Here is a 23132-nt window from a genome sequence, read left to right as displayed (position 1 = left end):
ACCGGAAGGGCCGGCATGAGCTCGAACGAGGCCACCTCCACCACGACCGCGGACTACCTCGCCGGCTTCGGCGAGGAGACCGGGTACCTCGACTTCGGCCGGGTGGGCCCGCTCTCGGCGACCGTCGCCGCCGAGCAGGAGGCGGCCGTCGAGCTGCTGGTGCGCGCGCGCAGCGGCACCCTCGACGAGCTGTTCCGGCAGGACGAGCGCGTCCGGGAGGCGGCGGCGGCGCTCGTGCGCGTCCCCAGCGACCGCGTCGTCTTCCAGCCCAACACCTCGACCGGCCTCCTGCACGCGCTGTTCGGCGCCTCGGGCGCGGTGCTGCTGTCGGCCGCGGAGTTCCCGAGCCTGCCGTTCGCGGCGGTGCGCTCGGCGCAGGCTCTCGGCTCGGTGGAGCCCCGCTGGCTGCGGACCGAGCAGGGACGGGTGACGCCGGAGGCCGTCCGCGAGCAGCTCACGGACGACGTGACGACCGTCGCGGTGAGCCTGGTCGACTCCCGCACCGGCTACCTCGCGGACGTCGCGGCGATCCGCGACGTGATCGGCGACCGGATGCTCGTCCTCGACGCGATCCAGGGCTTCGGCGTCGTCGACGCGCCCTACGAGCTGGCGGACGTGGTCGTCACCGGCGGCCAGAAGTGGCTCCGCGCCGGCTGGGGGACGGGCTTCCTCGCGCTCAGCGAGCGGGCGCTGTCGCGGCTGACCCCGGTGCTCTCCGGCTGGACGGGATCGGAGCAGGCGGAGCCGTGGGACGAGGTGGCTCCGCCGCGCGGCGACGCCCGCGCCTTCAGCATCAGCAACCCGGACCCGATCGCCCAGGCCCGGCTCGCGTCGGCGCTGGAGGAGGTCGCCGCGGTCGGGCAGTCGACGATCGCCGCGCTCGTGGCGGAGCGGGTCAGCGCGATCGTCGACCTCGCGGACGAGTTCGGACTGGCGGTCGTGGGCTCCCGCGGCGAGCACGAGCGCGCCGGCATCGTGGTCGTCGAGCCGGAGCCGGAGGAACTGGCCCCGCTGGCAGCCTCCCTCGCCGCGCACGGCGTGACCGCGCGCCTGCGTCCGAGCACCGTCCGCTTCAGCGCGCACGCCGGCACCACCGACGCGACCCTCGCGCTGCTCCGCGCCGCCCTGATCTCGTCGGCCACGAGCATCGACTACTAGGCGCGGATTCCGCGCGTTCACACACTGGTTACACATTCGTAGCGGTGAGAAGCACACGGATGTCATTCGCCGGGTTAGGTTCGAGTCATCAGGTACAGCGCCTGGTCGAGACGGCCACAGAAGTACGGCTCGACATCGCGCAGACACCGAAGGGACACTGCGCGGTGCACGACACGCACCGATGAGGCCGGCTCGAGGACATGAGCCGGGGGCTCCGGCCCCCGGAGTGTGGAGAGTCGTCGTGACAGTTCCCCAGGGCATGGATCCGCAGACCGGGACGCAGGGCGGCGTCCACCGCCGTGTCCAGCACGGCTCCTCGGATCCGGCCGATCAGCTCCTCCGCACCTACGTCCTGGACACCTCGGTGCTGCTGTCGGATCCGTCCTCGATGTTCCGGTTCGCTGAGCACGCCGTCGTGCTGCCGATCGTCGTCGTCAGCGAGCTCGAGGGCAAGCGCAACGATCCCGAGATCGGCTACTTCGCCCGGCAGGCCCTGCGCCGCCTCGACGAGCTGCGCGTGCAGCACGAGCGCCTCGACTTCCCCATCGCCGTCGGCCGCGGCGGCACGCTCCGCGTCGAGCTCAACCACTCGAACATGTCGGTGCTGCCGAGCGGGCTCCAGATGGGCGACAACGACGCGAGAATCCTCGCCGTCGCGCTCAACCTGCAGAGCGAGGGCGCCGTGGTCACCGTCGTGTCCAAGGACATGCCGATGCGCGTGAAGGCCGCCTCCATCGGCCTCGCCGCGGAGGAGTACCTGGCCGAGCAGGCCCCCGAGTCCGGTTGGACCGGCATGGACGACGTGACGCTCGGCGGCGACGCGATGAGCGAGCTCTACGACCGCGAGCGGCTCTTCACGGACGTCGTGGCCGACATCCCGGTCAACACCGGGCTCGTCGTCCACTCCGACCGCGGCTCCGCTCTCGCGAGGGTCACCGGCAAGCGGCAGATCACGCTGGTCCGCGGCGACAAGGACGTGTTCGGCCTGCACGGGCGGTCGGCGGAGCAGCGGCTCGCGATCGACCTGCTGCTCGACCCGGAGGTCGGCATCGTCTCGCTCGGCGGCCGGGCCGGAACCGGCAAGTCGGCGCTGGCGCTCTGCGCGGGCCTGGAGGCGGTGCTGGAGAAGCGCCAGCACAAGAAGATCATGGTCTTCCGGCCGCTCTACGCGGTGGGCGGCCAGGACCTCGGCTTCCTGCCCGGCGACGCGGCCGAGAAGATGAACCCCTGGGCGCAGGCGGTCTTCGACACGCTCGGGGCGCTGGTGTCGCAGAACGTGCTCGACGAGGTGATCGAGCGCGGGATGCTCGAGGTGCTGCCGCTCACGCACATCCGCGGGCGCTCGCTGCACGACGCGTTCGTGATCGTCGACGAGGCGCAGTCGCTGGAGCGGAACGTCCTGCTCACGGTGCTCTCGCGGGTCGGGCAGAACTCCCGGGTGGTGCTGACCCACGACGTGGCGCAGCGCGACAACCTCCGGGTCGGCCGGCACGACGGGGTCGCCTCCGTGATCGAGACGCTGAAAGGCCACCCGCTGTTCGCGCACGTCACGCTGACCCGCTCCGAGCGCTCGGCGATCGCCGCTCTGGTCACCGAGATGCTGGAGTCGAACGAGCTCGCCTGACGGGCTCGCCGTGCGTCCGGCCCGTGGGATCCGAGGATCCCCTGGCCGGGCGCGTCCCTGCAGGGCACCGGGGCGTAGCGTGGACGGGTGAGCATCCTCGACGATGCGCTCCTCGAGCGCTTCCGCACCCGCGCGGCCGACTACGACGAGCGCAACGCGTTCTGCGCGGACGACCTGGAGGAGCTGCGCTCGATCGGGTACCTGGCGCTGCTCGTCCCCGAGGAGCTCGGCGGTGCCGGCCTCGGCCTGGAGCAGGCGGCCGCCGAGCAGACGCGCCTCGCGACCGCCGCGCCCGCGACCGCGCTCGCCGTCAACATGCACCTGGTCTGGACCGGGATCGCGCGACTCCTGCTCGAGCGGGGCGACGACTCCCTCCGCTCGGTCCTCGTCGACGCCGCGGCGGGTCACGTCTTCGCCTTCGGCAACAGCGAGGCGGGCAACGACCTGGTGCTCTCGGACTCGCTGACGCGGGCGGAGCCGCTCGGGGACGGCGGCTACCGCTTCACCGGCACGAAGGTCTTCACCTCCCTCGCGCCCGCTTGGACGCGGCTCGGCGTGTTCGGCCGCGACGACAGCGGGTCGGAGCCGCGGCTCGTGCACGGCTTCGTGCACCGTGAGCGCCCGGACTCGCCGGTCGCCGGGCTCGAGGTCCGCGACGACTGGGACACGCTCGGCATGCGGGCGACCCAGAGCCGCACGACGGTGCTCGACGGCGTCGTCGTCCCGGCCGAGTGGATGATCCGCTCGCTGCCCGTCGGACCGACCGCCGACCCCTTCGTCTTCGCCGTCTTCGCGGCCTTCGAGCTGCTGATCTCCTCGGTCTACCTCGGTGTCGCGCAGCGCGCGCTCGAGCTCGCCGTCGCCTCCGTCCGCCGACGGACCTCCCTCCGGGCGGGAGGGCGGCCACTGGCGGAGGACCCCGAGGTGCGGCACCGGGTGGCTGAGGCCGGGATGCTGCTCGACGGGCTCGAGGCGCCCCTGCGCACGGCGGCGGCCGACGTGGACGCGCTCGTCGACCGCGGTGCGCGCTGGTTCCCCTCGCTGGTCGGGGTGAAGATCCGCACCACGGAGGGAGCGCTCCGCGTGGTCGAGAGCGCCGTCCGGATCGCGGGCGGGTCGGCGTACCAGCGCAGGTCGGAGCTCGGTCGCCTCTACCGCGACGTGCTCGCCGGGCAGTTCCACCCCTCCGACGACGCGTCGGCGCACGGCGCCTGGGCGTCGCTCCTGCTGGGACCGCTGCCGCCGCACGACTGAGGCCGGGATGGGACCCGCCGCCGCCCGAGCACACCTGCGGGCCGCCCTGTGGAGAACTCCGACGCCCCGAGGGCGGTGCCCCCTAGTCTCGGCGGATGCTCCGCGGATCTCTACTCGACCGGGCCGCCCTGCTCCTCGGCGCCCTGGTGCTCCTCCTGATCGGGGCCCCGCACCTGGGTCGGGCGCCCGGCCTCGTCCCGGTGGCGCTCGCGAGCGTGCCGTTGGTGCTGGCGGACGTGCGCGGGCACCGGCTCCCGAACGCGGTCACGCTCCCGCTGCTGGTGGTCGGAGCCGTCCTCGCGCCCACGGCGGGGACGCTTCTCGCCGTCCTCGCGACGGTGCTGTGCCTGGGCGTGCTGCATGCGGCGGGCGGGCTGGGCCTCGGCGACGTGAAGCTCCAGGCGGCCCTCTCACCGCCGCTCGCGGCTCTCGGACCCGAGCAGGTCGTCGCCGCGCCCGCTGTCGGCTTCGCGGTGGCGGGGCTGTGGGTGCTCGTGCTGCGCGTCCGCGGACGGGTCGCGTTCGGACCGTTCCTGCTCGCGGGGTTCTGGCTGGTGCTCTGATGGCCCGCCTCCGCGCCGAGCGCAGGGACGGGCCGTCGGAGGGCCGGGCTCAGCCGGGGTGGGTCATCGACATGACGTCGAGGGCGCTGTCGAGCTGCTCCTCCGTCACCTCGCCGCGCTCGACGAAGCCGAGGTCGACGACCGACTCTCGGACGGTGATCCCCTTGGCGACCGAGTTCTTCGCGACCTTGGCGGCGGCCTCGTAGCCGATCACCTTGTTGAGCGGCGTGACGATCGAGGGGGAGGACTCGGCGAGGGCGCGGGCGTGCTCGACGTCGGCCTCGAGGCCGTCGACGGTCTTGTCGGCGAGCAGCACGGCGGAGTTCGCGAGCAGGCGGATCGACTCCAGCAGCGCCGTCCCCATGACGGGGATCGCGACGTTGAGCTCGAAGGCGCCCGAGGCGCCCGCCCAGGCGATGGTGGCGTCGTTGCCGATCACGCGCGCGCAGACCATGAGGACGGCCTCCGGGATCACCGGGTTCACCTTGCCGGGCATGATCGAGGATCCGGGCTGGAGGTCGGGGATCCGCAGCTCTCCGAGGCCGGTGTTGGGGCCGGAGCCCATCCAGCGGAGGTCGTTGTTGATCTTGGTCAGGCTCACCGCGAGCACGCGCAGCGCTCCGGAGGCCTCGACCAGCGAGTCCCGCGCGCCCTGTGCCTCGAAGTGGTTGCGGGCCTCGGTGACGGGCAGGCCCGTCTCCTCCGCGAGGCGCGCGATGACCTTCTGCGGGAATCCGGCGGGGGTGTTGATCCCGGTGCCGACCGCGGTGCCGCCGAGCGGGACCTCGGCGACGCGGGGGAGCGCCGACTGCACGCGCTCGATGCCGAGGCGGATCTGCGCGGCGTAGCCGCCGAACTCCTGGCCGAGCGTGACCGGGGTGGCGTCCATCAGGTGGGTGCGGCCGGCCTTGACGACCTCGGCCCACTGCTCCGCCTTGACCTCGAGCGACTCGGCGAGCTGCTCGAGCGAGGGGATCAGCGACTCGATGAGCGCGCCGGTGACGGCGACGTGGACCGAGGTGGGGAACACGTCGTTGGAGGACTGCGAGGCGTTGACGTGGTCGTTCGGGTGCACGGTGCGGCCGAGGGCCGTGGTCGCCAGCGAGCCCAGCACCTCGTTCATGTTCATGTTCGAGGACGTGCCCGAGCCGGTCTGGTAGACGTCGATTGGGAAGTGCGCGTCGTAGCCGCCCTCGACGACGAGGTCGGCCGCGTCGGCGATCGCCCTGGCGATGTCGGCGTCGAGCACGCCCAGCTCGGCGTTGGCCAGCGCCGCCGCCTTCTTGATGCGGGCGAGGGCCGCGATCTGGGCAGGCTCGAGGCCCGCACCGGAGATCGGGAAGTTCTCGACCGCCCGCTGGGTCTGCGCGGCGTAGAGGGCGTCGCGGGGGACCCGCACCTCGCCCATCGTGTCGTGCTCGATGCGGAAGTCGCCTGAGTCGTCGGTCGGGGAGTGATCCACCACGCTGTGTTCGTCCTTGTCTGATCGGTTGGTGCTGTGCTGTCCGGAGCCGCTCACGCGGGATCCGATCCCACCGCGCTCGGAGCGGCGGCGGAGGAGGCCGAGCCGGAGTCGCGCTCCAGCTCGGAGACGTAGGGGCTGAGCTCGGGCGGATCGATGCCGAGCACGACATCGGACATCACGGTGCCGTCCGAGAGCCGGTAGTTGGCGCCGACGAGGGCGAGCCGCCCGGTCGCGACAGCGTCGGCGATCAGCGGGGAGCGCTGGAGCAGCTCGGCGACCGTGTCGCGCAGGTGCTCGCGGCCGACGGCCAGCGCGTCGGTCGCCGACGGGTCGACGAGCACGCGGCCGTCCGGCTGAGCACCCACGAGGCGGCGCACCGCGGGGATGATCGGCTCGATCAGGTGCTCGATGTGCGGGGGGAGCCGCTCGGCGCCGGGCGCCTGCGACTGGATCGCTGCCCGGACCGCTCCGCACTCGTCGTGGCCGAGCACGAGCAGCACCTTCACGCCGAGAACGGCGACGCCGTACTCCAGCGAGCCGATGATGGAGTCGGCGATCACCTGGCCGGCGTTGCGGACGACGAAGAGGTCGCCGAGCCCCAGGTCGAAGATGATCTCGGCCGCGAGGCGGGAGTCGCTGCAGCCGAAGAGCGCGGCGAGCGGGGCCTGAGCGGCGGCGAGCTCGGCGCGGCGCTCGACGTCCTGGCGTGGGTGGCGGGGCTCGCCGGCGACGAAGCGCTGGTTGCCGCGGAGCATCTCCTTCCAGACCCACGCCGGCGGGCGGGACTCGCGGGGGACGGTGCTGCTGGTTCCGAGGCTCATCGGGACTCCTCCTGGCCGATCTGCGGGGTGATGGCGTCCACGACCAGGCGGATCTCGTCCGTCGGGGCCGTGCCGTAGACGAGGTAGGTGCTGGAGCCCTCCGTCGTCTCGAGTGCGTAGGGCGTGTTGCCGGTGTCGTCGCCGGAGTCGCGGTGGTCGTAGACGGTCCAGTCGCGGCCGTCGATCGTCTCGACGCCGGTCGCCGCCCGGCGGTCGAGCTGCGTCGCGACCCAGGCCGCGTCCGCGTCGAGCCCCTGGCTCAGGCCGATGTAGCCCGCCTTCGGGGTGATCAGGCCGACGTACCAGTAGTCGGTGCCGTTCTCGCGGCGGAGCTCGGCCGCGTTGGCCTTCCAGCCCTCGGGCAGGGAGGGCACGGCGAGCGTCTGCTCCTCGCCCAGCTGGACCTGCGCGGCGACGCGGGGGACGTCGACCGAGGAGAGCTCCACGGTGTCGCCGCGGGGGACGAGCAGGACGATGAGCGCCACGGCGCCGACGGTCGCGAGCAGCGAGAAGACGAGGTTGTTGACCGTCTTGCGCTGACGGTAGAGCCGGGAGTTCTCGGCCTTGCGGGCGGCCGTCTCGGCCGCCGTCTCCGGGCGCCCGAGCTCGGCGACGACCCGCGCGGGCTTCGCGCGGCTCATCCGGCGGCCGCCCCTCCGGAGCGGGCCGCGTCCAGCCGGGCGCGTGCTCCGATCAGCCACTCCTCGCAGCGGGCGGCGAGGGCCTCGCCGCGCTCCCACAGGGCGAGCGAGCGCTCGAGGGTGGAGCTGCCCTGCTCGAGCTCGGACACGACGCGGACGAGCTCGTCGCGCGCCTGCTCGTAGGAGAATCCCGAGACGTCGGAGTCGGTCGCCGGGGCGTCGGGGGAGTCGGGCATGGGTCTGATCCTATCGATCGGGGCTGAGGGGGACGGGTGGCGCGGCGGGCTCAGGACCGGCCGGCGGGATCGCCGGTAGGCCCCTCGGAGCGGGCGCCGACGGCCCCCTCCGCGAGCGTGAGGACGAGTGCGCCGCCGGCCGGCGCGTCACCGGGCGCCCGGACGACGTGCCCGGCCGCGTTCTGGACGATCGCGTAGCCGCGGTCGAGGGTGTGCTGGGGGGAGAGGGCGCGCAGGTGGCCGTGCAGGCGCTCGACCTCGAGGTGCGCGCGCTCGAGGCGGCGGTCCACCAGCTCGGCGCCGCGCGCGACCCAGCGGGTCAGCTCCTCGGAGTGCCGGTCGACCAGCACGTGCGGCTGGGCGAGCACCGGCCGCGAGCGCAGCTGCGAGAGCCGGTCGATCTCGTGCGAGACGAGCCCGCTCACGCGGCCGGTCATCCGCAGCCGGGCCTGCTGCACGCGCAGCAGCTCGTCGGAGACGTCGGGCACGACCCTCTTCGCGGCGTCGGTGGGAGTGGAGGCGCGCAGGTCGGCGACGTCGTCGAGCAGCGGGCGGTCGGCCTCGTGGCCGATCGCGCTGACGACCGGAGTGGAGCAGGCGGCGACGGCGCGCACGAGCGCCTCGTCGCTGAAGCCGAGCAGGTTCTGGAAGTCGCCGCCTCCGCGGGCGATCACGATCACGTCGATGCTGTCGTCGGCCTCGAGGGTCCGCAGGGCCGAGAGCACCTCCGGGACCGTCCGGTCGCCCTGCACGGCCGAGTGGACCACCCGGAAGCGCACCGCCGGCCAGCGCAGCTGCGCGTTCCGCAGCACGTCCTTCTCGGCGTCCGAGTCCTTGCCGGTGATGAGGCCCACGCCGTGCGGGAGGAACGGCAGCGGCTTCTTGCGGGAGGCGTCGAACAGCCCCTCCGACGCCAGCTGCCGGCGGAGCCGCTCGAGCTTCTCGAGCAGATCGCCCAGGCCGACGTGGCGCATCTCGAAGACCTGCATCGAGAGCGTGCCGCCCTTGACCCAGTAGTTGGGCTTCACCAGCGCGATGACCCGATCGCCCTGCTTGAGGTCGGCCGGGAGGCGGCTCCGCACCGACGACCAGACGGTGAAGCCGACCGTCGCGTCTCCGGACAGGTCCTTCAGCTTCCCGTAGACGTTGCCGCCGGACGCGCCCCACTGGGTGATCTCGCCCTCGACCCACGCGGTCCCGAGGCGCTCGATCCAGCCCTTGATCTTGCTGGCGAGCAGGCCGACCGGCCAGGGTGCGTCGGCGGTGGGTGGGGCGTCGGTCATCGCTGCCTCTGCTCGGAGGGACGGGGGGAGCGGGAGTGCCCTCCCGCGACGACAACGGTACGGGACGGGTCCGACACCGGGACGGCCCGGGCACAGGATGCACCACGTAGAATCAGGGGGTGAGCCAAGTCCCGATCAGCCTGCCCATGCCGCGCATGCCCCGCGCCACAGGGCGTCTGCGCGACGTCCCCGTCGAGGGCCGCAAGCGCGTCCTCCTCGCCGCGCCCCGCGGCTACTGCGCCGGAGTCGACCGCGCGGTCGTCGCCGTCGAGAAGGCCATCGAGCACTACGGTGCCCCGGTCTACGTGCGCAAGCAGATCGTGCACAACGTGCACGTCGTCTCCACGCTCGAGAGCCAGGGCGCCATCTTCGTCGAAGAGGTCGACGAGGTGCCCGAGGGATCGCACATCGTCTTCAGCGCGCACGGCGTCTCACCGGCCGTCGTCCAGGGCGCGGCCGACCGCGGTCTCCAGGCGATCGACGCGACCTGCCCCCTGGTGACGAAGGTGCACCGCGAGGCCGTCCGCTTCGCGCGCGACGACTTCGAGATCCTCCTCATCGGCCACGAGGGCCACGAAGAGGTCGAGGGCACCGCGGGCGAGGCTCCCGATCACGTCACCCTCGTCGGCAGCCCCGACGACGTGCCGAACATCGTCGTGAAGGACCCGGACAAGGTCGTCTGGCTCTCGCAGACGACGCTCTCGGTCGACGAGACGATGGAGACGGTGCGCCGTCTCCGCGAGCGCTTCCCCAACCTGCAGGACCCGCCGAGTGACGACATCTGCTACGCCACGCAGAACCGCCAGGTCGCGATCAAGAAGGTCGCCGCGGGCGCCGAGCTGGTCATCGTCGTCGGCTCCGCGAACTCCTCCAACTCCGTACGCCTCGTCGAGGTCGCCCTCGAGTACGGCGCGAAGGCCGCCTACCGGGTCGACTACGCGAGCGAGATCAAGCAGGAGTGGCTCGAGGGCATCCGCACCGTCGGCGTCACCAGCGGCGCCTCGGTGCCCGAGGTGCTCGTCCAGGAGGTCCTCGACGACCTCGCCGCCGCCGGGTACGGCGATGTCGAGGAGGTCAAGACGGCGGAGGAGGACCTGATGTTCTCGCTCCCCAAGGAGCTGCGCAAGGACGTCGCCGGCAAGCGCGACGCCCGCGGCGTCGGTGGACGCATCAGCGCGGGAGCGGGCGCCTAGAGCGTTCCGGCCCGGACACGGAAGAGGCCGCCCTCCCTCGGGAGCGGCGGCCTCTTCCGTGTGCGGTGGAACGGGGATCGACGCTAGACGTCGGTGCCGGCGCCGCCCTGCGAGCCCGACATGCGCGTGACGTACTCCGCGAACGTCGGGTCGCCCAGGATGGCGATCGCCGCGACGATCAGGGAGAGCAGCACGGTCGCCGCGATCCCGAGGATCGGGACGAGCACGGCGCGCTTGCCGGCGCGGAGCCGCCGGATCGAGATCCACACCGCGAAGGCGACGATCAGCGACTGCGCGAGCGCCACCACGACGCCGAGGATCCGTGCGAGCTCCGGCGACGCGTAGGTGCCGATGCCCTGGGAGCGGTAGAGCTCCTGGAGGGTCGTCGCGAAGCTCGAGGGATCGAGCAGCGTCGGCACGGCGAAGAACACGCCGAGCGCGAGCAGCACGATCGTGAGCAGGCGGTCGACGGGATGCGCGACGGGCTTCGCGGCCGGAGCGGTCGCGGGCCTCGGATCGGTCTCCGACCCCCTCGGGTCGGGGACGACCACGGCGTCCTCCGGCGGCTGCCACGACCAGCCGGGCGGCGCGTACTCGCCGTACTGCGGCTCCGGACGCCTGTCGCCCGGCTGATCGTGTGCGTTCGTCACGGAGCGGTGCCCTACTTCCCGGAGTTCCCGGCCGAGCCGAGCTGACGGGTCGCCTCGGCGACGCGCGCGGCCATCGCGGTCTCGGCGATCTTGCCCCACGAGCGCGGGTCGTAGACCTTCTTGTTGCCGACCTCGCCGTCGACCTTGAGGAAGCCGTCGTAGTTCTTCAGCACGGTGTCCGCGACGGAGCGGCTGAACGCGTACTGCGTGTCGGTGTCGATGTTCATCTTGACGACGCCGTTGCGGACCGCCTCGGCGATCTCCTCGTCGGTCGAGCCCGAGCCGCCGTGGAAGACGAGATCGAGGGGGAGCGCGCCGGTGCCGTACTTCGCCTGCAGGCCGTCCTGGATCTCGCGGAGCAGCTCCGGGCGCAGTCGGACGTTGCCCGGCTTGTAGACGCCGTGGACGTTGCCGAAGGTCAGGGCGGCCATGTAGCGGCCCTGCTCGCCGAAGCCGAGGGCCTCGACGGTCGCGATCGCGTCGTCGAGCGTGGTGTAGAGGTGCTCGTTGATGTCGTGCGAGACGCCGTCCTCCTCGCCGCCGACGACGCCGATCTCGACCTCGAGGATGGCGTTGATGTTCTTGACGCGCGGGAGGATCTCCTTCGCGATGGCGAGGTTCTCGTCGAGCGGGATCGCGGAGCCGTCCCACATGTGCGACTGGAACAGCGGCTCGCGACCGGCCTTGACCTCCTCCTCGGAGGCGGCGATCAGCGGGTAGACGAAGCCCTCGAGCGCGTTCTGCGGGCAGTGGTCGGTGTGGAGCGCGACCGTGACCGGGTAGTTCTTGGCGACCTCGGTCGCGAACCTCGCGAAGGCGATCGCGCCTGCCGCGCGGTTCTTCACGGTGTGGCCGGCGAAGTAGTCCGCGCCTCCGGTGGTGACCTGGATGATGCCGTCCGAGCCCGCCTCGGTGAGGCCCTGGAGGACCGCGTTGATCGTCTGCGACGACGAGACGTTGAACGCCGGGTAGGCGAAGCCGCCCGCCTTCGCCTTGTCGAGCATCTCTGCGTACTGGTCCGGGGTAGCGACGGGCATGGCATCTCCTTTGACGGATGAACGAAGGGGGGTCGGGCGAGGCCCGCGTCGCGGACGAGTCTAGCGAGGCGCCCCTCCGCGGTCCCTCCGCCCGTGGAGGGCCCTGGACTAGGCTTCGGGCAGGGATGGGGATCCGCTCCGCGGGTCCTGCGACGACGTGCACGAACTCGACGACGAAGGACTCCGCTCTGTGATCGACAGCGACTCGCTCTACCTCCACCCCGACCGCAACCTCGGCATGGAGCTCGTCCGCGCCACCGAGGCCGCCGCGATCCGCGCCGTGCCCTTCATCGGCAAGGGCGACAAGAACGCCGCCGACGGCGCAGCGGTCGACGCCATGCGCACCTTCCTCGGGACCGTGAACTTCGACGGAGTCGTCGTGATCGGCGAGGGCGAGAAGGACAACGCGCCCATGCTCTTCAACGGCGAGCACGTCGGCAACGGCTCGGGGCCCGCCGCCGACATCGCCGTCGACCCGATCGACGGCACCTCGCTGACCGCGGCCGGGCGCCAGAACGCGCTCTCGATGATCGCCGTCGCCGACCGCGGCGCGATGTTCGACCCCTCCGCCGTGTTCTACATGGAGAAGATCGTCACCGGGCCCGAGGGCGTCGGGATCATCGACATCCAGCGCCCGATTGGCGAGAACATCCGCGCCCTGGCCCGCGCCAAGCGCAAGCCCGTCGAGGAGATGCGCATCGCGGTGCTCGACCGCCCGCGCCACGCTCAGCTGATCGAGGACATCCGTGCGGCCGGAGCCGGCACGCGCCTCCTGCTCGACGGCGACGTCGCGGGCGGCATCAACGCCGCTCGCCACGACTCCCGACTCGACATGTGCGTCGGCACCGGAGGCACGCCCGAGGGCATCATCACCGCCTGCGCCATCCGCGCGCTCGGGGGAGTGATCCAGGGCATCCTCCGCCCGAAGGACGACGACGAGCGCCAGCGCGCCATCGACGCCGGGCACGACCTCGATCGCGTCCTCCACGCCAACGACCTCGTCCGCAGCGACAACACCTACTTCGTCGCGACCGGAGTGACGAACGGCGGGCTCGTGAAGGGCGTGCGCAAGGAGGGCCACGTCATCACGACGGAGTCCATCGTGCTGCGCTCCCGCTCGGGCACCATCCGCCGCGTGACCGCCCAGCACCTCGCGGAGAAGTGGGTCTAGGCCGTCACCGTCTGTCCGAGACGCCGCCCCGCCGCTGAGGCGCCGCCCCGCTGACGGCGCCTCGGCGAGAGCGGTGGCGTCTCGGCGTGTGATGCGCGATAGAACGTCGGCCTCGATCATCACCAGGTGAGCGGGCGGAGCCGCGGCGGGTCTCGATGCGCGTCGCGGGCGCTCCTCCGGCGAGCCGCGGAGGCGGAGTGCCGTCGTGAGCTGCGGTCGTCCGGGTGTCGAGCCGGATGGACGGTGCCGCTCGCGCCCGGCCTGCACGCCCGGTGCTCGCTCAGCGAGAACCCGGGACCCTACGCGCTCCGCTCGGACTCGTCGTCCGCGGCGAGCAGCTCGACGGCGGTGAGGCGGCGCGGCGAGGAGGCGACTCCTCCGACCGGGGCGATGACGCGCGACTCGTCGAGGGAGTCGAACTGGCGCGCGGTGACCAGCACGCGGCTCTCGAGCGAGCCGGCGAAGGCGTTGTAGGAGTCGACCGTCTTCTCGAGCGAGCGGCGCAGGCCCTCGGCGTGGTCGGCGAGGGTGCCGAGACGGGCGTAGAGCGTCTTGCCGAGGTCGAGCAGGCGCTTGGCGTCGTCGGTGAGCACGTCCTGCTGCCAGGTGTATGCGACGGTCTTCAGCACCGACCACAGGGTCACGGGCGAGGCGAGGGCGACGCGCTTGCGGAACGCGTACTCGAGCAGGCTCGGGTCGGCGTCGAGCGCGCTCGCGAGCAGCGGCTCGCTCGGCACGAACGCGATGACGAACTCGGGGCTCGCCGGGAGACCGGTCCAGTAGGAGCGGGCGGCCAGCGCGTCCACATGGCCGCGGAGGGCGCGGACGTGCGCGCGCAGGAGCCCCGCGCGCCGCGCCTCCTCCTCTCCGCCGGCGCCCGCGGGGATCGCGCTCGCCTCCAGGTACGCGTCGAACGGCACCTTGGCGTCCACCGCGATCGCCTTGCCGCCGGGCAGGCGGACCACCATGTCGGCGCGGCCGCGGCCCGCCTCGCCCTCGAGCCCGAACTGCACGTCGAAGTCGACCCGCTGGGTGAGCCCGGCGGCCTCGACGACGTTCCGCAGCTGCGTCTCGCCCCAGGCGCCGCGGCTCGTGGTGGAGCGGAGCGCGGACGCGAGGGTCTCGGTCGTCGAGCGCAGCTGCTCGCCTGCCGCCCGCTGTCCCTCGAGCTGCTCGGTGATCGCCCCGAACTGGGCGGCGCGCTCGCGCTCGAGCCGGCCGACCGCCTCCTGCATGCCGCGCAGGCTCTCGGCGACGGGGGAGAGGGTCTGCAGGATGCGCGCGTCGTGCCGCTCGCGCTCGGCGACGACGCGCAGCTGCTCCTGGAGCTCGCGGATCTGGTCGCGGGCGGAGCCGAGGTGCTCGCGGTGCTGCTCGACGACGGCCTCGTGGCGCTCCTCCAGGCCCTCCGCGCGTGCGCGGGCCGTCGCGAGGTCGAGGGCGAGGGCGGCGTCGGGCGTGCGGGAGCGGGCGAGGAGGACGGCGACGACTCCCGCGAGGAGCGCGCCGACCACCAGGCCGAGGACGAAGGAGAGATCCATGCCGCCGATGACACCACGCACCTCCGACATCGAGCGATCGACGCGCCACGCCCACCGAACGAGGGCCAGGACGCCCTGCGACCGCCTCGTAGACTTCGCGATCATGGGGAATCACCACCGCTCATCGCGCCTGCTCACGGCCGCGCTCGCTCTCGCCGTCGGGCTCGGCACCGCCCTCGTCCCGATCACCTCCGCCTCCGCCGCCGAGGACGCGCCGTCGACCGTCTCGGTCGAGACCGGCGCTCTCGACGCGTCCCTCGACCGCGCCGACCTCGGCGTCCCGGACCAGTCGACGCAGTACAGCGCCGAGGAGACGAAGAGCTTCCGCGCCGGCTTCATCGTCAGCGACGCCCAGTTCTTCGACGGGGACGCGCTGAGCACCGGTCAGGTGCAGTCGCTCCTGAACGAGAAGGGCAGCCCGTGCTCCACCGCCGGCACCGCCCCCTGCCTCAAGAACTTCTCGCAGGCGACGCCGTCCAAGGCGGCGGACGCGATGTGCAGCGCCTACCAGGGCTCCGGCAGCGAGTCGTCGGCCTCGATCTTCACGCGCGTCGGCCTGGCCTGCGGCATCAACCCGCTCGCCCTGGTCGTGCTCGTGCAGAAGGAGCGGAGCCTCGTCACCGACGCGACGCCCAGCCCCGAGGACTACGCCAAGGCGACCGGCTACAACTGCCCGGACACCGCGGCGTGCGACCCCGGCTCGGCGGGCTTCTTCACGCAGGTCTACAGCGCGGCCCGCCAGTTCAAGCGCTACGCCAACCCGCCCGGCTCCGGCTCGAACTTCACCACCTACGCTCCGGGCACGACGCCGAACGTCGCCTACTACCCGAGCACCGCGTGCGGCTCCTCGCCGGTCACCATCCGCAACCAGGCCACGGCCGACCTCTACTACTACACGCCGTACCAGCCCAACGACTACGCGCTCACCGGCTCCGGCAACGCGGCCTGCGCGACCTACGGCAACATCAACTTCTGGTACCTCTTCAGCGACTGGAACCCGAACGGCACCCTGGCCAACGCCGGGATCGCCCCCGCGGGACGCGTCGACGCCCCGCGCATCTCGGGCAGCACCCTGAGCGTGTCCGGCTGGGCCGTCGATCCGACGACGCAGCAGGCCGCGCTGACCACGACGGTCACGGTGACCGGCCCCGACGGCACCCGCACGGTCCGCACGCAGACCGCGAACGGCGACCGCGGTGACATCCCGGGCGAGTACTCCGTCGCCGGCCGCGCCCACGGCTTCGGCGCCACCACGCCCGTCTCGGCACCCGGCACCTACCAGGTCTGCGTCTCCGCCGACTCCGTCGACTGGAACCGCTGGGTCGGCACGGGCGACTCCCGGGGCCCCGGCCGGAAGGATCTCGGCTGCTCGTCCGTGAGCACGTCGGCCGGGATCGACGTCTCGCGCCTGGCCGGCACGGACCGCCAGGGCACCGCCGTCGCGATCTCGAAGGCCGTCTTCCGCACGAACGTCCCGGTCGTCTACATCGCGACCGGCGCCAACTTCCCCGACGCCCTGAGCGCCGCCCCTGCCGCGGCCAAGCAGGGCGGTCCGCTGCTCCTGGTCGACCGGGACTCGATGTCGCAGCCCGTTCGCGACGAGCTCAGCCGGCTCAAGCCGGCGAGGATCGTCGTGGTCGGCTCCGCACTGAGCGTCGGCGACGGCCTGCTGAACCAGCTGAGGTCCTACTCGCCGACGGTGGACCGCATCGGAGGGAAGGACCGCTACGACACGTCCAGGCTCATCATCCAGAGCGCGTTCTCGGGCGGCTCGACGCGGGCCTGGCTCGCCACGGGCGAGAAGTTCCCCGACGCGCTCGGCGCGAGCGCCGCGGCCGGCTCCGTCGACGCGCCCGTCGTCCTCGTGAACGGCACCGGCAGCACGGCCGACGCCGTGACGAAGGGCATCCTCTCGAAGCTCAAGGTGCAGAACCTCACCATCGCGGGCAGCCCCCTGTCGGTGAGCGAGGGGATCAAGAACTCGCTTCCGGTGCCGACGATCACCCGCATCGGCGGAGTCGACCGCTACGACACCTCGGAGCAGCTGAACCGGGCAGCCTTCTCGAGGGCCAAGACCGTGTTCCTGGCGACGGGCGAGAATTTCCCCGACGCCCTCGCCGGAGCCACGGCGGCGGGCTACTCGAACAGCCCGCTGTTCGCCGTGCCGACGAACTGCGTGCCCCGCGCCGTCCTGACCGACATCGCGAAGTCGGGAGCTCAGCGGGTCGTCCTCCTCGGCGGTCCCACCACCCTCTCGGAGGACGTCGCGCGGCTCACCCCCTGCGGCTGATCGCCCGCGACCCCGCCACTAGCGTGGAGGGATGACCCCGACCGCACCGTCCCCGACCGGCCTCCGACGCCGGCGGGGCGGTGCGGTCGTCGTCGTCGCGGCGCTGGTGGCACTCCTGCTGGGAGGCTCCGTCGACGGCACGCGCCTCGCAGCGGTGCCGTCCGAGCCGCAGACCGTCCGGCTGTGGACCTTCCTCCAGCCGGGCCCCGTCGCGGCCGACTTCGACCCGGGCGACCTGATCTCCGACGAGGTCTTCTTCGCCGGCGACGCGCTCGGACCGCTCACGGTGCAGGCGTTCCTCGACGCCCGCGTCCCCGACTGCGCGGGCGGGCCGGTGCCGTGCCTGCGCGACTACGCCGAGGACACCGCGGCGATCACGGCCGACGAGCAGTGCGATGCGCTGCCCGCCGGACGCGACGTCCCGGCAGCGGAGATCATCACCTCGGTCGCCGGCGCGTGCGGCGTGAATCCGGCCGTCCTCCTGGTGCTGCTGCAGAAGGAGCAGTCGCTCGTGACCGATCCGGAGCCGAGCGAGCGGCAGTTCCGCAGCGCCACGGGCTACGGCTGCCCGGACACCGCCGACTGCGACACGGACTCCTACGGCTTCGCGGCGCAGGTGTACGGAGCGGCGTGGCAGTTCCAGCGCTACCGGAATCCGGACTCGAGCTTCGACTGGTACCCGGTCGGCGCGGCCAGCGACGTCCGCTACTCCCCGGACGAGTCCTGCGGCACCGCCCCGGTGACGATCGCCAACGCGGCCACGGCGGGTCTCTACTACTACACGCCGTACCAGCCGAATGCGGCGGCGCTCGCGAACCTCTACGGCGAGGGCGACGACTGCTCGGCCTACGGGAACCGGAACTTCTGGCGCATCTTCAGCACCTGGTTCGGCGACCCCCGCGGCTGAGCCGATCGTCTCGAGCCGGCTCGGCATGACGGACGTCAGGCGGCGACGGGGGCCTTCGGGCGCAGGCGCTTCACGGAGACGCCGGCCAGCTCGCCGAGCTCGGCCATGCTCGCGGCGCCGTGCCGCCGGGCCGCGTGCACGACGATCGCGGCGCACGCCTCGGCGTCGGCCGACGCGTCGTGGTGGCGGAAGTCCTCGAAGCCCGCGGCCATGGCGACGACGGGGAGGCGGTAGGAGTCGAGCTCGTACGTCTTGCGGGCGAGCTGCAGCGAGCAGAGGTAGTCGTACTCGGGGTGCTCGAGGGAGGTCGCCGCGCAGGCTGCGCGGATGACGCCCATGTCGAAGCCGGCGTTGTGCGCGACGAACACGTCCTCGCCGGCGAAGGCCGCCAGGTCGGCGAACTGGTCGACCCAGGAGGCGGCGGCGTGCACGTCGTGCTTGCGGATGCCGTGGATCCGCGTGTTCCACTCGAGGAAGTCGTCGTACCCCAGCGGCGGGCGGATGAGCCAGCCGGCGCGGTCGACGACGCGGCCGTCGCGGACCTTCACGAGCCCGACGGAGCAGGCGGAGGCCCCGTGCGAGTTGGCGGTCTCGAAGTCGATGGCGGTGAAGTCGATGGGCACACTCCAGCCTCTCACGCACCTCCGACGCCGCAGGGAGCGTCGCGCGCGCGTCGCCACGAGCGGGCGGGAGCACCCGCCGGTCGCGGGCGGGCGCCTCCCGTTCCTCCGCGCCCCGCCCGCCCGGCCCTTCCGCCGCCACGCCGTAGGATGGATGCCCGTGGCTCTCACTATCGCAATCGTCGGTCTCCCCAACGTCGGCAAGTCGACGCTCTTCAACGCACTGACCAAGAACACGGTGCTCGCGGCGAACTACCCGTTCGCGACGATCGAGCCGAACGTGGGTGTGGTGAACCTGCCCGACTCCCGCCTCGAGGTGCTCGCCGGGATCTTCGGCTCCGAGCGCATCCTCCCGGCGCCCGTCTCCTTCGTCGACATCGCCGGCATCGTGCGCGGCGCGTCCGAGGGCGGCGGCCTGGGCAACAAGTTCCTCGCGAACATCCGCGAGGCCGACGCCATCGCGCAGGTCATCCGCGGCTTCGAGGACTCCGACGTCGTCCACGTCGACGGCAAGGTCGACGCCGCCAGCGACATGGAGACGATCAACACCGAGCTGGTCCTCGCCGATCTCCAGACCCTCGAGAAGGCCGAGGCCCGCTACGAGAAGGAGCTCAAGGGCAGGAAGATCGAGCCGATCGTGGTCGAGACCGCGAAGAAGGCGCGCGAGTTCCTCGACCAGGGCAAGCCGCTGTCGGCCTCCTCGATCGATCTGGAGCCGATCCGCGAGCTGGGCCTGCTGACCGCCAAGCCGTTCATCTACGTCTTCAACGTCGACGAGGCCGTGCTGACCGACGACGCCCGGAAGGCCGAGCTCGCGGCCCTCGTCGCGCCGGCGAAGGCGATCTTCCTCGACGCGAAGATCGAGTCCGAGCTGATCGACCTCGACGAGGCCGACGCCGCCGAGATGCTCGAGTCGACCGGCCAGACGGAGTCGGGCCTCAACCAGCTCGCGACCATCGGCTTCGACACCCTGGGCCTCCAGACGTACCTCACGGCCGGCCCGAAGGAGACGCGCGCCTGGACCATCGGGAAGGGCTGGACCGCGCCCCAGGCCGCCGGTGTCATCCACACCGACTTCCAGAAGGGCTTCATCAAGGCCGAGATCATCTCGTTCGACGACCTCGTCGAGACCGGCTCGATCGCCGAGGCCCGCGCGAAGGGCAAGGCCCGCATCGAGGGCAAGGACTACGTGATGCAGGACGGCGACGTCGTGGAGTTCCGCTTCAACGTGTAGGACGGCCGCGCTCGGCTCGAGGCGCCCGGTTCGCTCGGAACCCCGGATCCGCGAGCCGGGCGCTTCTGCACGGAGGTGCGGGATCGCCGACCCCGGGAGTCCGACACGAGGCCGGTCACGTCCGCGGACGTCCGCTCCGCCCGTCAGTTCAGCACGTCCCCGATCAGCCAGCTCGACAGCCCGACGAGGGTGCAGACGCCGACGACCACCCAGGCGACGGTCCGGCGGACCGAGCGGGAGACCGCCTCCGAGCTGCGGGGAGTGGGACGCAGCGGCGCCGTGTACGAGGGCGGGACGGTGTAGGTCCGGGCCGGCGGGAGGAGTCGGGGGAGAGTGACCGGACGGCCGTCGACCCACTCGGCGGGCAGCTCCGCGGCCTTCGCGGCCTGCAGCGTGAGCTCGACCTTGAGTGGGGATCCGCGGAGGGAGGCGTAGGCGGCGGCGGTGAGGCCGAGGCTCGCGAGGTGGCGGAGGGTCGGGGTGAAATCCGCCGAGAGGGTCGGGGAGAGCTCGCCCACCCGCTCGCCGTCGAGACGGAGCTCGACGAGGTCGCCGGCCGGGTGCAGGGTCACCAGCAGCAGGCCGCGGCCGCTCAACGGAACGACCGTCGAGAGGCGGGCGAAGTGCTCGTCCTCGCGCAGGACCGGCAGGCCCCGCGACCAGGGGAGGATCGAGTGGCGCTCGACGGGCGGCTCGTTGAGCGGCACGAGCAGCTCGGGGGCGACCAGGGCGACGCGGAGGACGGCCCGCAGGCCCTCCTCGCCGCGCTCGACCCGGAGGCGCGCGGTCGTGACCGGGACGGCTCCGCTCGCCACGACCCGGTCGAGAGCGGCCCGGTGGGCGGGGGCGTTCGGCAGGTAGCCGAGGACGCGGCCGCCGGCCCGGACCGAGACGGCGTCGAGGCCGGTGGGGTGGTCGGGCTCGGGGATCAGGTCGACCTCGAGGGTCCGCTCGTCGATCTCGCCCTGCTCGAGCGTGCGGCCGATCAGATCGGCGATCTCCTCGATCCGCTCGGCCTCGGCGAGGGCGTCGACGCTCGGGGCGCCGTCGGCGTTCGGGAGCCGGTAGTCGACGCGCTCCGTGACGGGGGTGACGGGTGCGTCCCGCACCACCGCGGCACTGTCCTGCGCGGAGCGGCGCGCCCCGGTGAACCGCCTGCAGTCCCACCAGCGCATCTCGGCCGCATCGGCCTCGTCGCGGTACCAGCCCGCCGGCGCACCCTCGTCCATCGACCCCCCGTTCCTCCGGCGAACGAGTCTACGAGGAGGGCGGGAGCGTCAGAGACCCGGGTCCGTGGCGGCGGGATCCTCGGGGGCGAGCGCGGCCGCGGGCTCTCCCGAAGCGGGGCCGCTCCACGCACCGGACTCGTGCGCTCGAGGGCCGGCGATCCACTCCAGAGCCTCGCGGACGAGCATCCGGACGTGACGCGCGTGGCCGATGGTGACGGGGGCGGGATCCTCGAGAACCTCGAGCAGGCGGTGCAGCACGGCACGGCTCTGCAGTCGTGTCATGGGCCTCACGGTAGGGGCCCGGTCGCTCGGACGGTAGTGCCGATCCGCGACAGCGCACCCGTCTAGGCTCGCCACATGACTCGTCTCGACGGTGCCGTCGTCCTCGTCCTCGGAGCCTCGGGCGGCCTCGGCCGCCTCCTGGCCGATTCGCTGGAGGCGCGCGGTGCCGTCGCGGTGCGCTCGGGACGCGACTCCGCGGCGCTCGGCGAGGCACCCCTGGTCGCCGACCTGCGCGGGGAGGACGAGCCCCGGCGCGTGGTCGCCGAGGTGCTCGAGCGGCACGGGCGCCTCGACGGCGTCGTCGTGGCCGCGGGCGTCGTGGCCTTCGGGCCGTCCGCCGAGCTCGATCCGGCCGTTCTGGAGGAGCTCGTCGAGGTGAACGCGCTGGCGCCGATCCGGGTGCTGACCGCCGCGCTGCCGTCGCTCGTCGCGTCGGCGGGCGAGGGGCGCGAGCCGTTCGCGCTGACCATCAGCGGCGTGGTGGCGGAGGCTCCGACCGCGGGCCTCGCCGCGTACTCCGCCTCGAAGGCGGCACTGCACTCCTTCGTGAAGGCCTCGGCCCGCGAGTACAAGCGGGCGGGCGTCCTCCTGCTCGACGCGCGCCCCGGCCACACCGAGACCGAGCTGTCCCGGCACCCTCTCGCGGGAGACGCGCCCCGCTTCGGCGCGGGTCTGGCGCCGCAGGACGTGGTCGACCGGCTGCTCGACGCGGTCGAGGGCGGCGAGACCGACCTGCCTCCTGCGGCGTTCACCGGCTGACGCCGTCCCGAGACGAGGCGGAGCCGGTCGATCCTCGCGGGAACGCACCGGATCGAGCACTGCAGCCTCGGTCGCGTACAGCCGTCGTGGTCAGCCTGCGCGTCCGGCGGCCGGGTCCGCGATCGGCGCGGCAGCCTGTCCGACCGTCCTCCCCGCAGACGCGGGGATACCCGCCGTTCACCGGAGCGTCGCACGGGCGCACTAGCGTCCCTCCGTGCCCGACACCGCCGATGACGCCCTCCGTCCCACTCCCGAGCTGCTCCGCACGCTCACGCCCGCCGACGCGCGGGACCTCGTCGTGCTGGACGAGGACGACGACGATCCGGTGCTCCTGCGCCGCGACGGCACGCAGGTCGACACCTGGCGCGAGGGCTACCCCTACGACGAGCGGATGTCGCGCGAGGAGTACGAGGCGGGCAAGCGCCTCCTCCAGATCGAGCTGCTGAAGCTGCAGAACTGGATCAAGAAGCACGGGCGCCGACTCGTGGTCGTGTTCGAGGGGCGCGACGCCGCGGGCAAGGGCGGCACCATCAAGCGCTTCACCGAGCACCTCAACCCGCGCGGAGCCCGCGTGGTCGCGCTCGAGAAGCCGACCGAGCGCGAGGCCGGTCAGTGGTACTTCCAGCGCTACGTCTCGCACCTGCCGGCCGCCGGCGAGATCGTCCTCTTCGACCGCTCCTGGTACAACCGGGCCGGCGTGGAGCGCGTGATGGGCTTCTGCACGCCGGCGCAGTACGACGAGTTCATCCGCCAGACGCCGCTGTTCGAGCGGATGCTCGTCGGCGACGGCATCGACCTGGTGAAGCTGTGGTTCTCGGTCTCGGCGGAGGAGCAGCGCACCCGGTTCACGATCCGCATGATCGACCCCGTGCGCCAGTGGAAGCTCTCGCCGATGGACCTCGCCTCGCTCGACAAGTGGGGCGACTACACCGCGGCCAAGGAGGCGATGATGGCGGCGACCGACACCGCCGACGCTCCCTGGACCATCGTGAAGAGCAACGACAAGAAGCGCGCCCGGCTCGAGGCCATGCGCTACGTCCTGAGCCTCTACGACTACGACGGACGCGACGAGGAGGTCGTGGGCCCGCTGGGTCCGGACCCGCTGATCGTCGGATCGGCCGCGGACGTGTACGAGCGCGGCGAGCACGCCGCGACGAGCTGACCGGGGGGACGG

At 72.5% G+C, this 23132-nt stretch carries 22 protein-coding genes; 11 read left to right on the top strand and 11 right to left on the bottom strand.

Features of this window, described 5'->3' with window-relative positions; all coding sequences use genetic code 11:
* Nucleotides 1-15 precede the first annotated feature (15 nt).
* From C5D04_RS04095 to C5D04_RS04080, 4 genes are all read left to right on the top strand, one after another.
* Complete coding sequence (locus C5D04_RS04095) at nucleotides 16-1158, top strand: aminotransferase class V-fold PLP-dependent enzyme (RefSeq protein ID WP_104347275.1); 1143 nt, start codon at nucleotides 16-18, stop codon at nucleotides 1156-1158.
* 259 nt (nucleotides 1159-1417) lie between these two features.
* Entirely contained in the window at nucleotides 1418-2782 is a 1365-nt protein-coding gene (locus C5D04_RS04090) for a PhoH family protein (RefSeq protein WP_104225522.1), read from the top strand.
* 87 nt (nucleotides 2783-2869) lie between these two features.
* Nucleotides 2870-4036: an acyl-CoA dehydrogenase family protein gene (locus tag C5D04_RS04085; RefSeq protein ID WP_104347274.1), complete on the top strand. Its 1167-nt coding sequence runs from the start codon at nucleotides 2870-2872 to the stop codon at nucleotides 4034-4036.
* Between the two features lie 95 nt (nucleotides 4037-4131).
* Nucleotides 4132-4599 carry a prepilin peptidase gene (locus C5D04_RS04080; RefSeq protein ID WP_104232763.1) on the top strand — a complete coding sequence of 156 codons (468 nt, stop codon included), beginning with the start codon at nucleotides 4132-4134 and terminating at the stop codon, nucleotides 4597-4599.
* 49 nt (nucleotides 4600-4648) lie between these two features.
* On the opposite strand, the gene C5D04_RS04075 is transcribed toward C5D04_RS04080, so the two are convergent.
* Genes C5D04_RS04075 through xseA form a run of 5 tightly spaced genes read right to left on the bottom strand, consistent with a single transcriptional unit; the run spans nucleotide 4649 to nucleotide 9045 of the window.
* Entirely contained in the window at nucleotides 4649-6064 is a 1416-nt protein-coding gene (locus C5D04_RS04075) for an aspartate ammonia-lyase (RefSeq protein WP_104232762.1), read from the bottom strand.
* A 50-nt stretch (nucleotides 6065-6114) separates the two neighbouring features.
* Nucleotides 6115-6885: a carbonic anhydrase gene (locus C5D04_RS04070; RefSeq protein ID WP_208543312.1), complete on the bottom strand. Its 771-nt coding sequence runs from the start codon at nucleotides 6883-6885 to the stop codon at nucleotides 6115-6117.
* Nucleotides 6882-7526 carry a DUF4245 domain-containing protein gene (locus tag C5D04_RS04065; protein WP_104225525.1) on the bottom strand — a complete coding sequence of 215 codons (645 nt, stop codon included), beginning with the start codon at nucleotides 7524-7526 and terminating at the stop codon, nucleotides 6882-6884. The genes C5D04_RS04070 and C5D04_RS04065 overlap by 4 nt, the downstream gene beginning before the upstream one ends.
* Complete coding sequence (locus C5D04_RS04060; protein WP_104224418.1) at nucleotides 7523-7762, bottom strand: exodeoxyribonuclease VII small subunit; 240 nt, start codon at nucleotides 7760-7762, stop codon at nucleotides 7523-7525. The genes C5D04_RS04065 and C5D04_RS04060 overlap by 4 nt, the downstream gene beginning before the upstream one ends.
* Nucleotides 7763-7812: 50 nt before the next feature.
* A complete protein-coding gene (xseA, locus tag C5D04_RS04055) occupies nucleotides 7813-9045 on the bottom strand; it encodes an exodeoxyribonuclease VII large subunit (RefSeq protein ID WP_104224417.1) in 1233 nt (410 codons plus the stop codon).
* Between the two features lie 146 nt (nucleotides 9046-9191).
* Here xseA and C5D04_RS04050 point away from each other — a divergent pair, with 146 nt between their 5' ends.
* Entirely contained in the window at nucleotides 9192-10238 is a 1047-nt protein-coding gene (locus C5D04_RS04050; protein ID WP_104347273.1) for a 4-hydroxy-3-methylbut-2-enyl diphosphate reductase, read from the top strand.
* An 83-nt stretch (nucleotides 10239-10321) separates the two neighbouring features.
* On the opposite strand, the gene C5D04_RS04045 is transcribed toward C5D04_RS04050, so the two are convergent.
* On the bottom strand, nucleotides 10322-10888 hold the full coding sequence (locus tag C5D04_RS04045; RefSeq protein ID WP_104224415.1) for a DUF6264 family protein: 567 nt from the start codon (nucleotides 10886-10888) through the stop codon (nucleotides 10322-10324).
* Between the two features lie 11 nt (nucleotides 10889-10899).
* Entirely contained in the window at nucleotides 10900-11925 is a 1026-nt protein-coding gene (gene fbaA, locus C5D04_RS04040) for a class II fructose-bisphosphate aldolase (protein ID WP_104224414.1), read from the bottom strand.
* A 238-nt stretch (nucleotides 11926-12163) separates the two neighbouring features.
* On the opposite strand from fbaA, the gene glpX reads away from it, so the two are divergent.
* Entirely contained in the window at nucleotides 12164-13096 is a 933-nt protein-coding gene (gene glpX, locus C5D04_RS04035; protein WP_097165697.1) for a class II fructose-bisphosphatase, read from the top strand.
* Nucleotides 13097-13395: 299 nt separating this feature from the next.
* On the opposite strand, the gene C5D04_RS04030 is transcribed toward glpX, so the two are convergent.
* Nucleotides 13396-14637 carry a DNA recombination protein RmuC gene (locus tag C5D04_RS04030; protein ID WP_219812324.1) on the bottom strand — a complete coding sequence of 414 codons (1242 nt, stop codon included), beginning with the start codon at nucleotides 14635-14637 and terminating at the stop codon, nucleotides 13396-13398.
* Between the two features lie 103 nt (nucleotides 14638-14740).
* Here C5D04_RS04030 and C5D04_RS04025 point away from each other — a divergent pair, with 103 nt between their 5' ends.
* The gene (locus C5D04_RS04025) at nucleotides 14741-16927 is read left to right on the top strand and encodes a cell wall-binding repeat-containing protein (RefSeq protein ID WP_104291550.1); all 2187 of its coding nucleotides are present in this window, start codon (nucleotides 14741-14743) and stop codon (nucleotides 16925-16927) included.
* A 31-nt stretch (nucleotides 16928-16958) separates the two neighbouring features.
* Nucleotides 16959-17834, top strand: a complete 876-nt coding sequence (locus C5D04_RS04020; protein WP_104262474.1) for a hemagglutinin — start codon at nucleotides 16959-16961, stop codon at nucleotides 17832-17834.
* Nucleotides 17835-17869: 35 nt separating this feature from the next.
* Here C5D04_RS04020 and C5D04_RS04015 read toward each other — a convergent pair whose 3' ends face one another.
* Nucleotides 17870-18457, bottom strand: a complete 588-nt coding sequence (locus tag C5D04_RS04015) for an exonuclease domain-containing protein (protein ID WP_104224410.1) — start codon at nucleotides 18455-18457, stop codon at nucleotides 17870-17872.
* Nucleotides 18458-18614: 157 nt separating this feature from the next.
* Between C5D04_RS04015 and ychF the strand changes: the two genes are divergently transcribed.
* Nucleotides 18615-19688, top strand: coding sequence for a redox-regulated ATPase YchF (ychF, locus tag C5D04_RS04010; RefSeq protein ID WP_104347286.1), 1074 nt, complete (start codon nucleotides 18615-18617; stop codon nucleotides 19686-19688).
* Between the two features lie 143 nt (nucleotides 19689-19831).
* Here the strand turns inward: ychF and C5D04_RS04005 are convergent, their stop codons facing one another.
* Together C5D04_RS04005 and C5D04_RS04000 are read right to left on the bottom strand one after the other, a co-directional pair.
* Complete coding sequence (locus C5D04_RS04005) at nucleotides 19832-20917, bottom strand: hypothetical protein (protein WP_104347272.1); 1086 nt, start codon at nucleotides 20915-20917, stop codon at nucleotides 19832-19834.
* A gap of 48 nt (nucleotides 20918-20965) precedes the next feature.
* A complete protein-coding gene (locus tag C5D04_RS04000) occupies nucleotides 20966-21199 on the bottom strand; it encodes a hypothetical protein (protein WP_104222960.1) in 234 nt (77 codons plus the stop codon).
* Nucleotides 21200-21274: 75 nt separating this feature from the next.
* On the opposite strand from C5D04_RS04000, the gene C5D04_RS03995 reads away from it, so the two are divergent.
* Together C5D04_RS03995 and ppk2 are read left to right on the top strand one after the other, a co-directional pair.
* On the top strand, nucleotides 21275-21958 hold the full coding sequence (locus tag C5D04_RS03995) for an SDR family oxidoreductase (RefSeq protein ID WP_104222961.1): 684 nt from the start codon (nucleotides 21275-21277) through the stop codon (nucleotides 21956-21958).
* Between the two features lie 301 nt (nucleotides 21959-22259).
* Nucleotides 22260-23120: a polyphosphate kinase 2 gene (gene ppk2, locus C5D04_RS03990; RefSeq protein WP_244230712.1), complete on the top strand. Its 861-nt coding sequence runs from the start codon at nucleotides 22260-22262 to the stop codon at nucleotides 23118-23120.
* Nucleotides 23121-23132 lie beyond the last annotated feature (12 nt).

Origin of the sequence: Rathayibacter sp. AY1D2, assembly GCF_002932695.1 — a bacterium.
Lineage (GTDB): Bacteria > Actinomycetota > Actinomycetes > Actinomycetales > Microbacteriaceae > Rathayibacter.
This window is presented reverse-complemented; position numbering and strand designations above follow the sequence as displayed.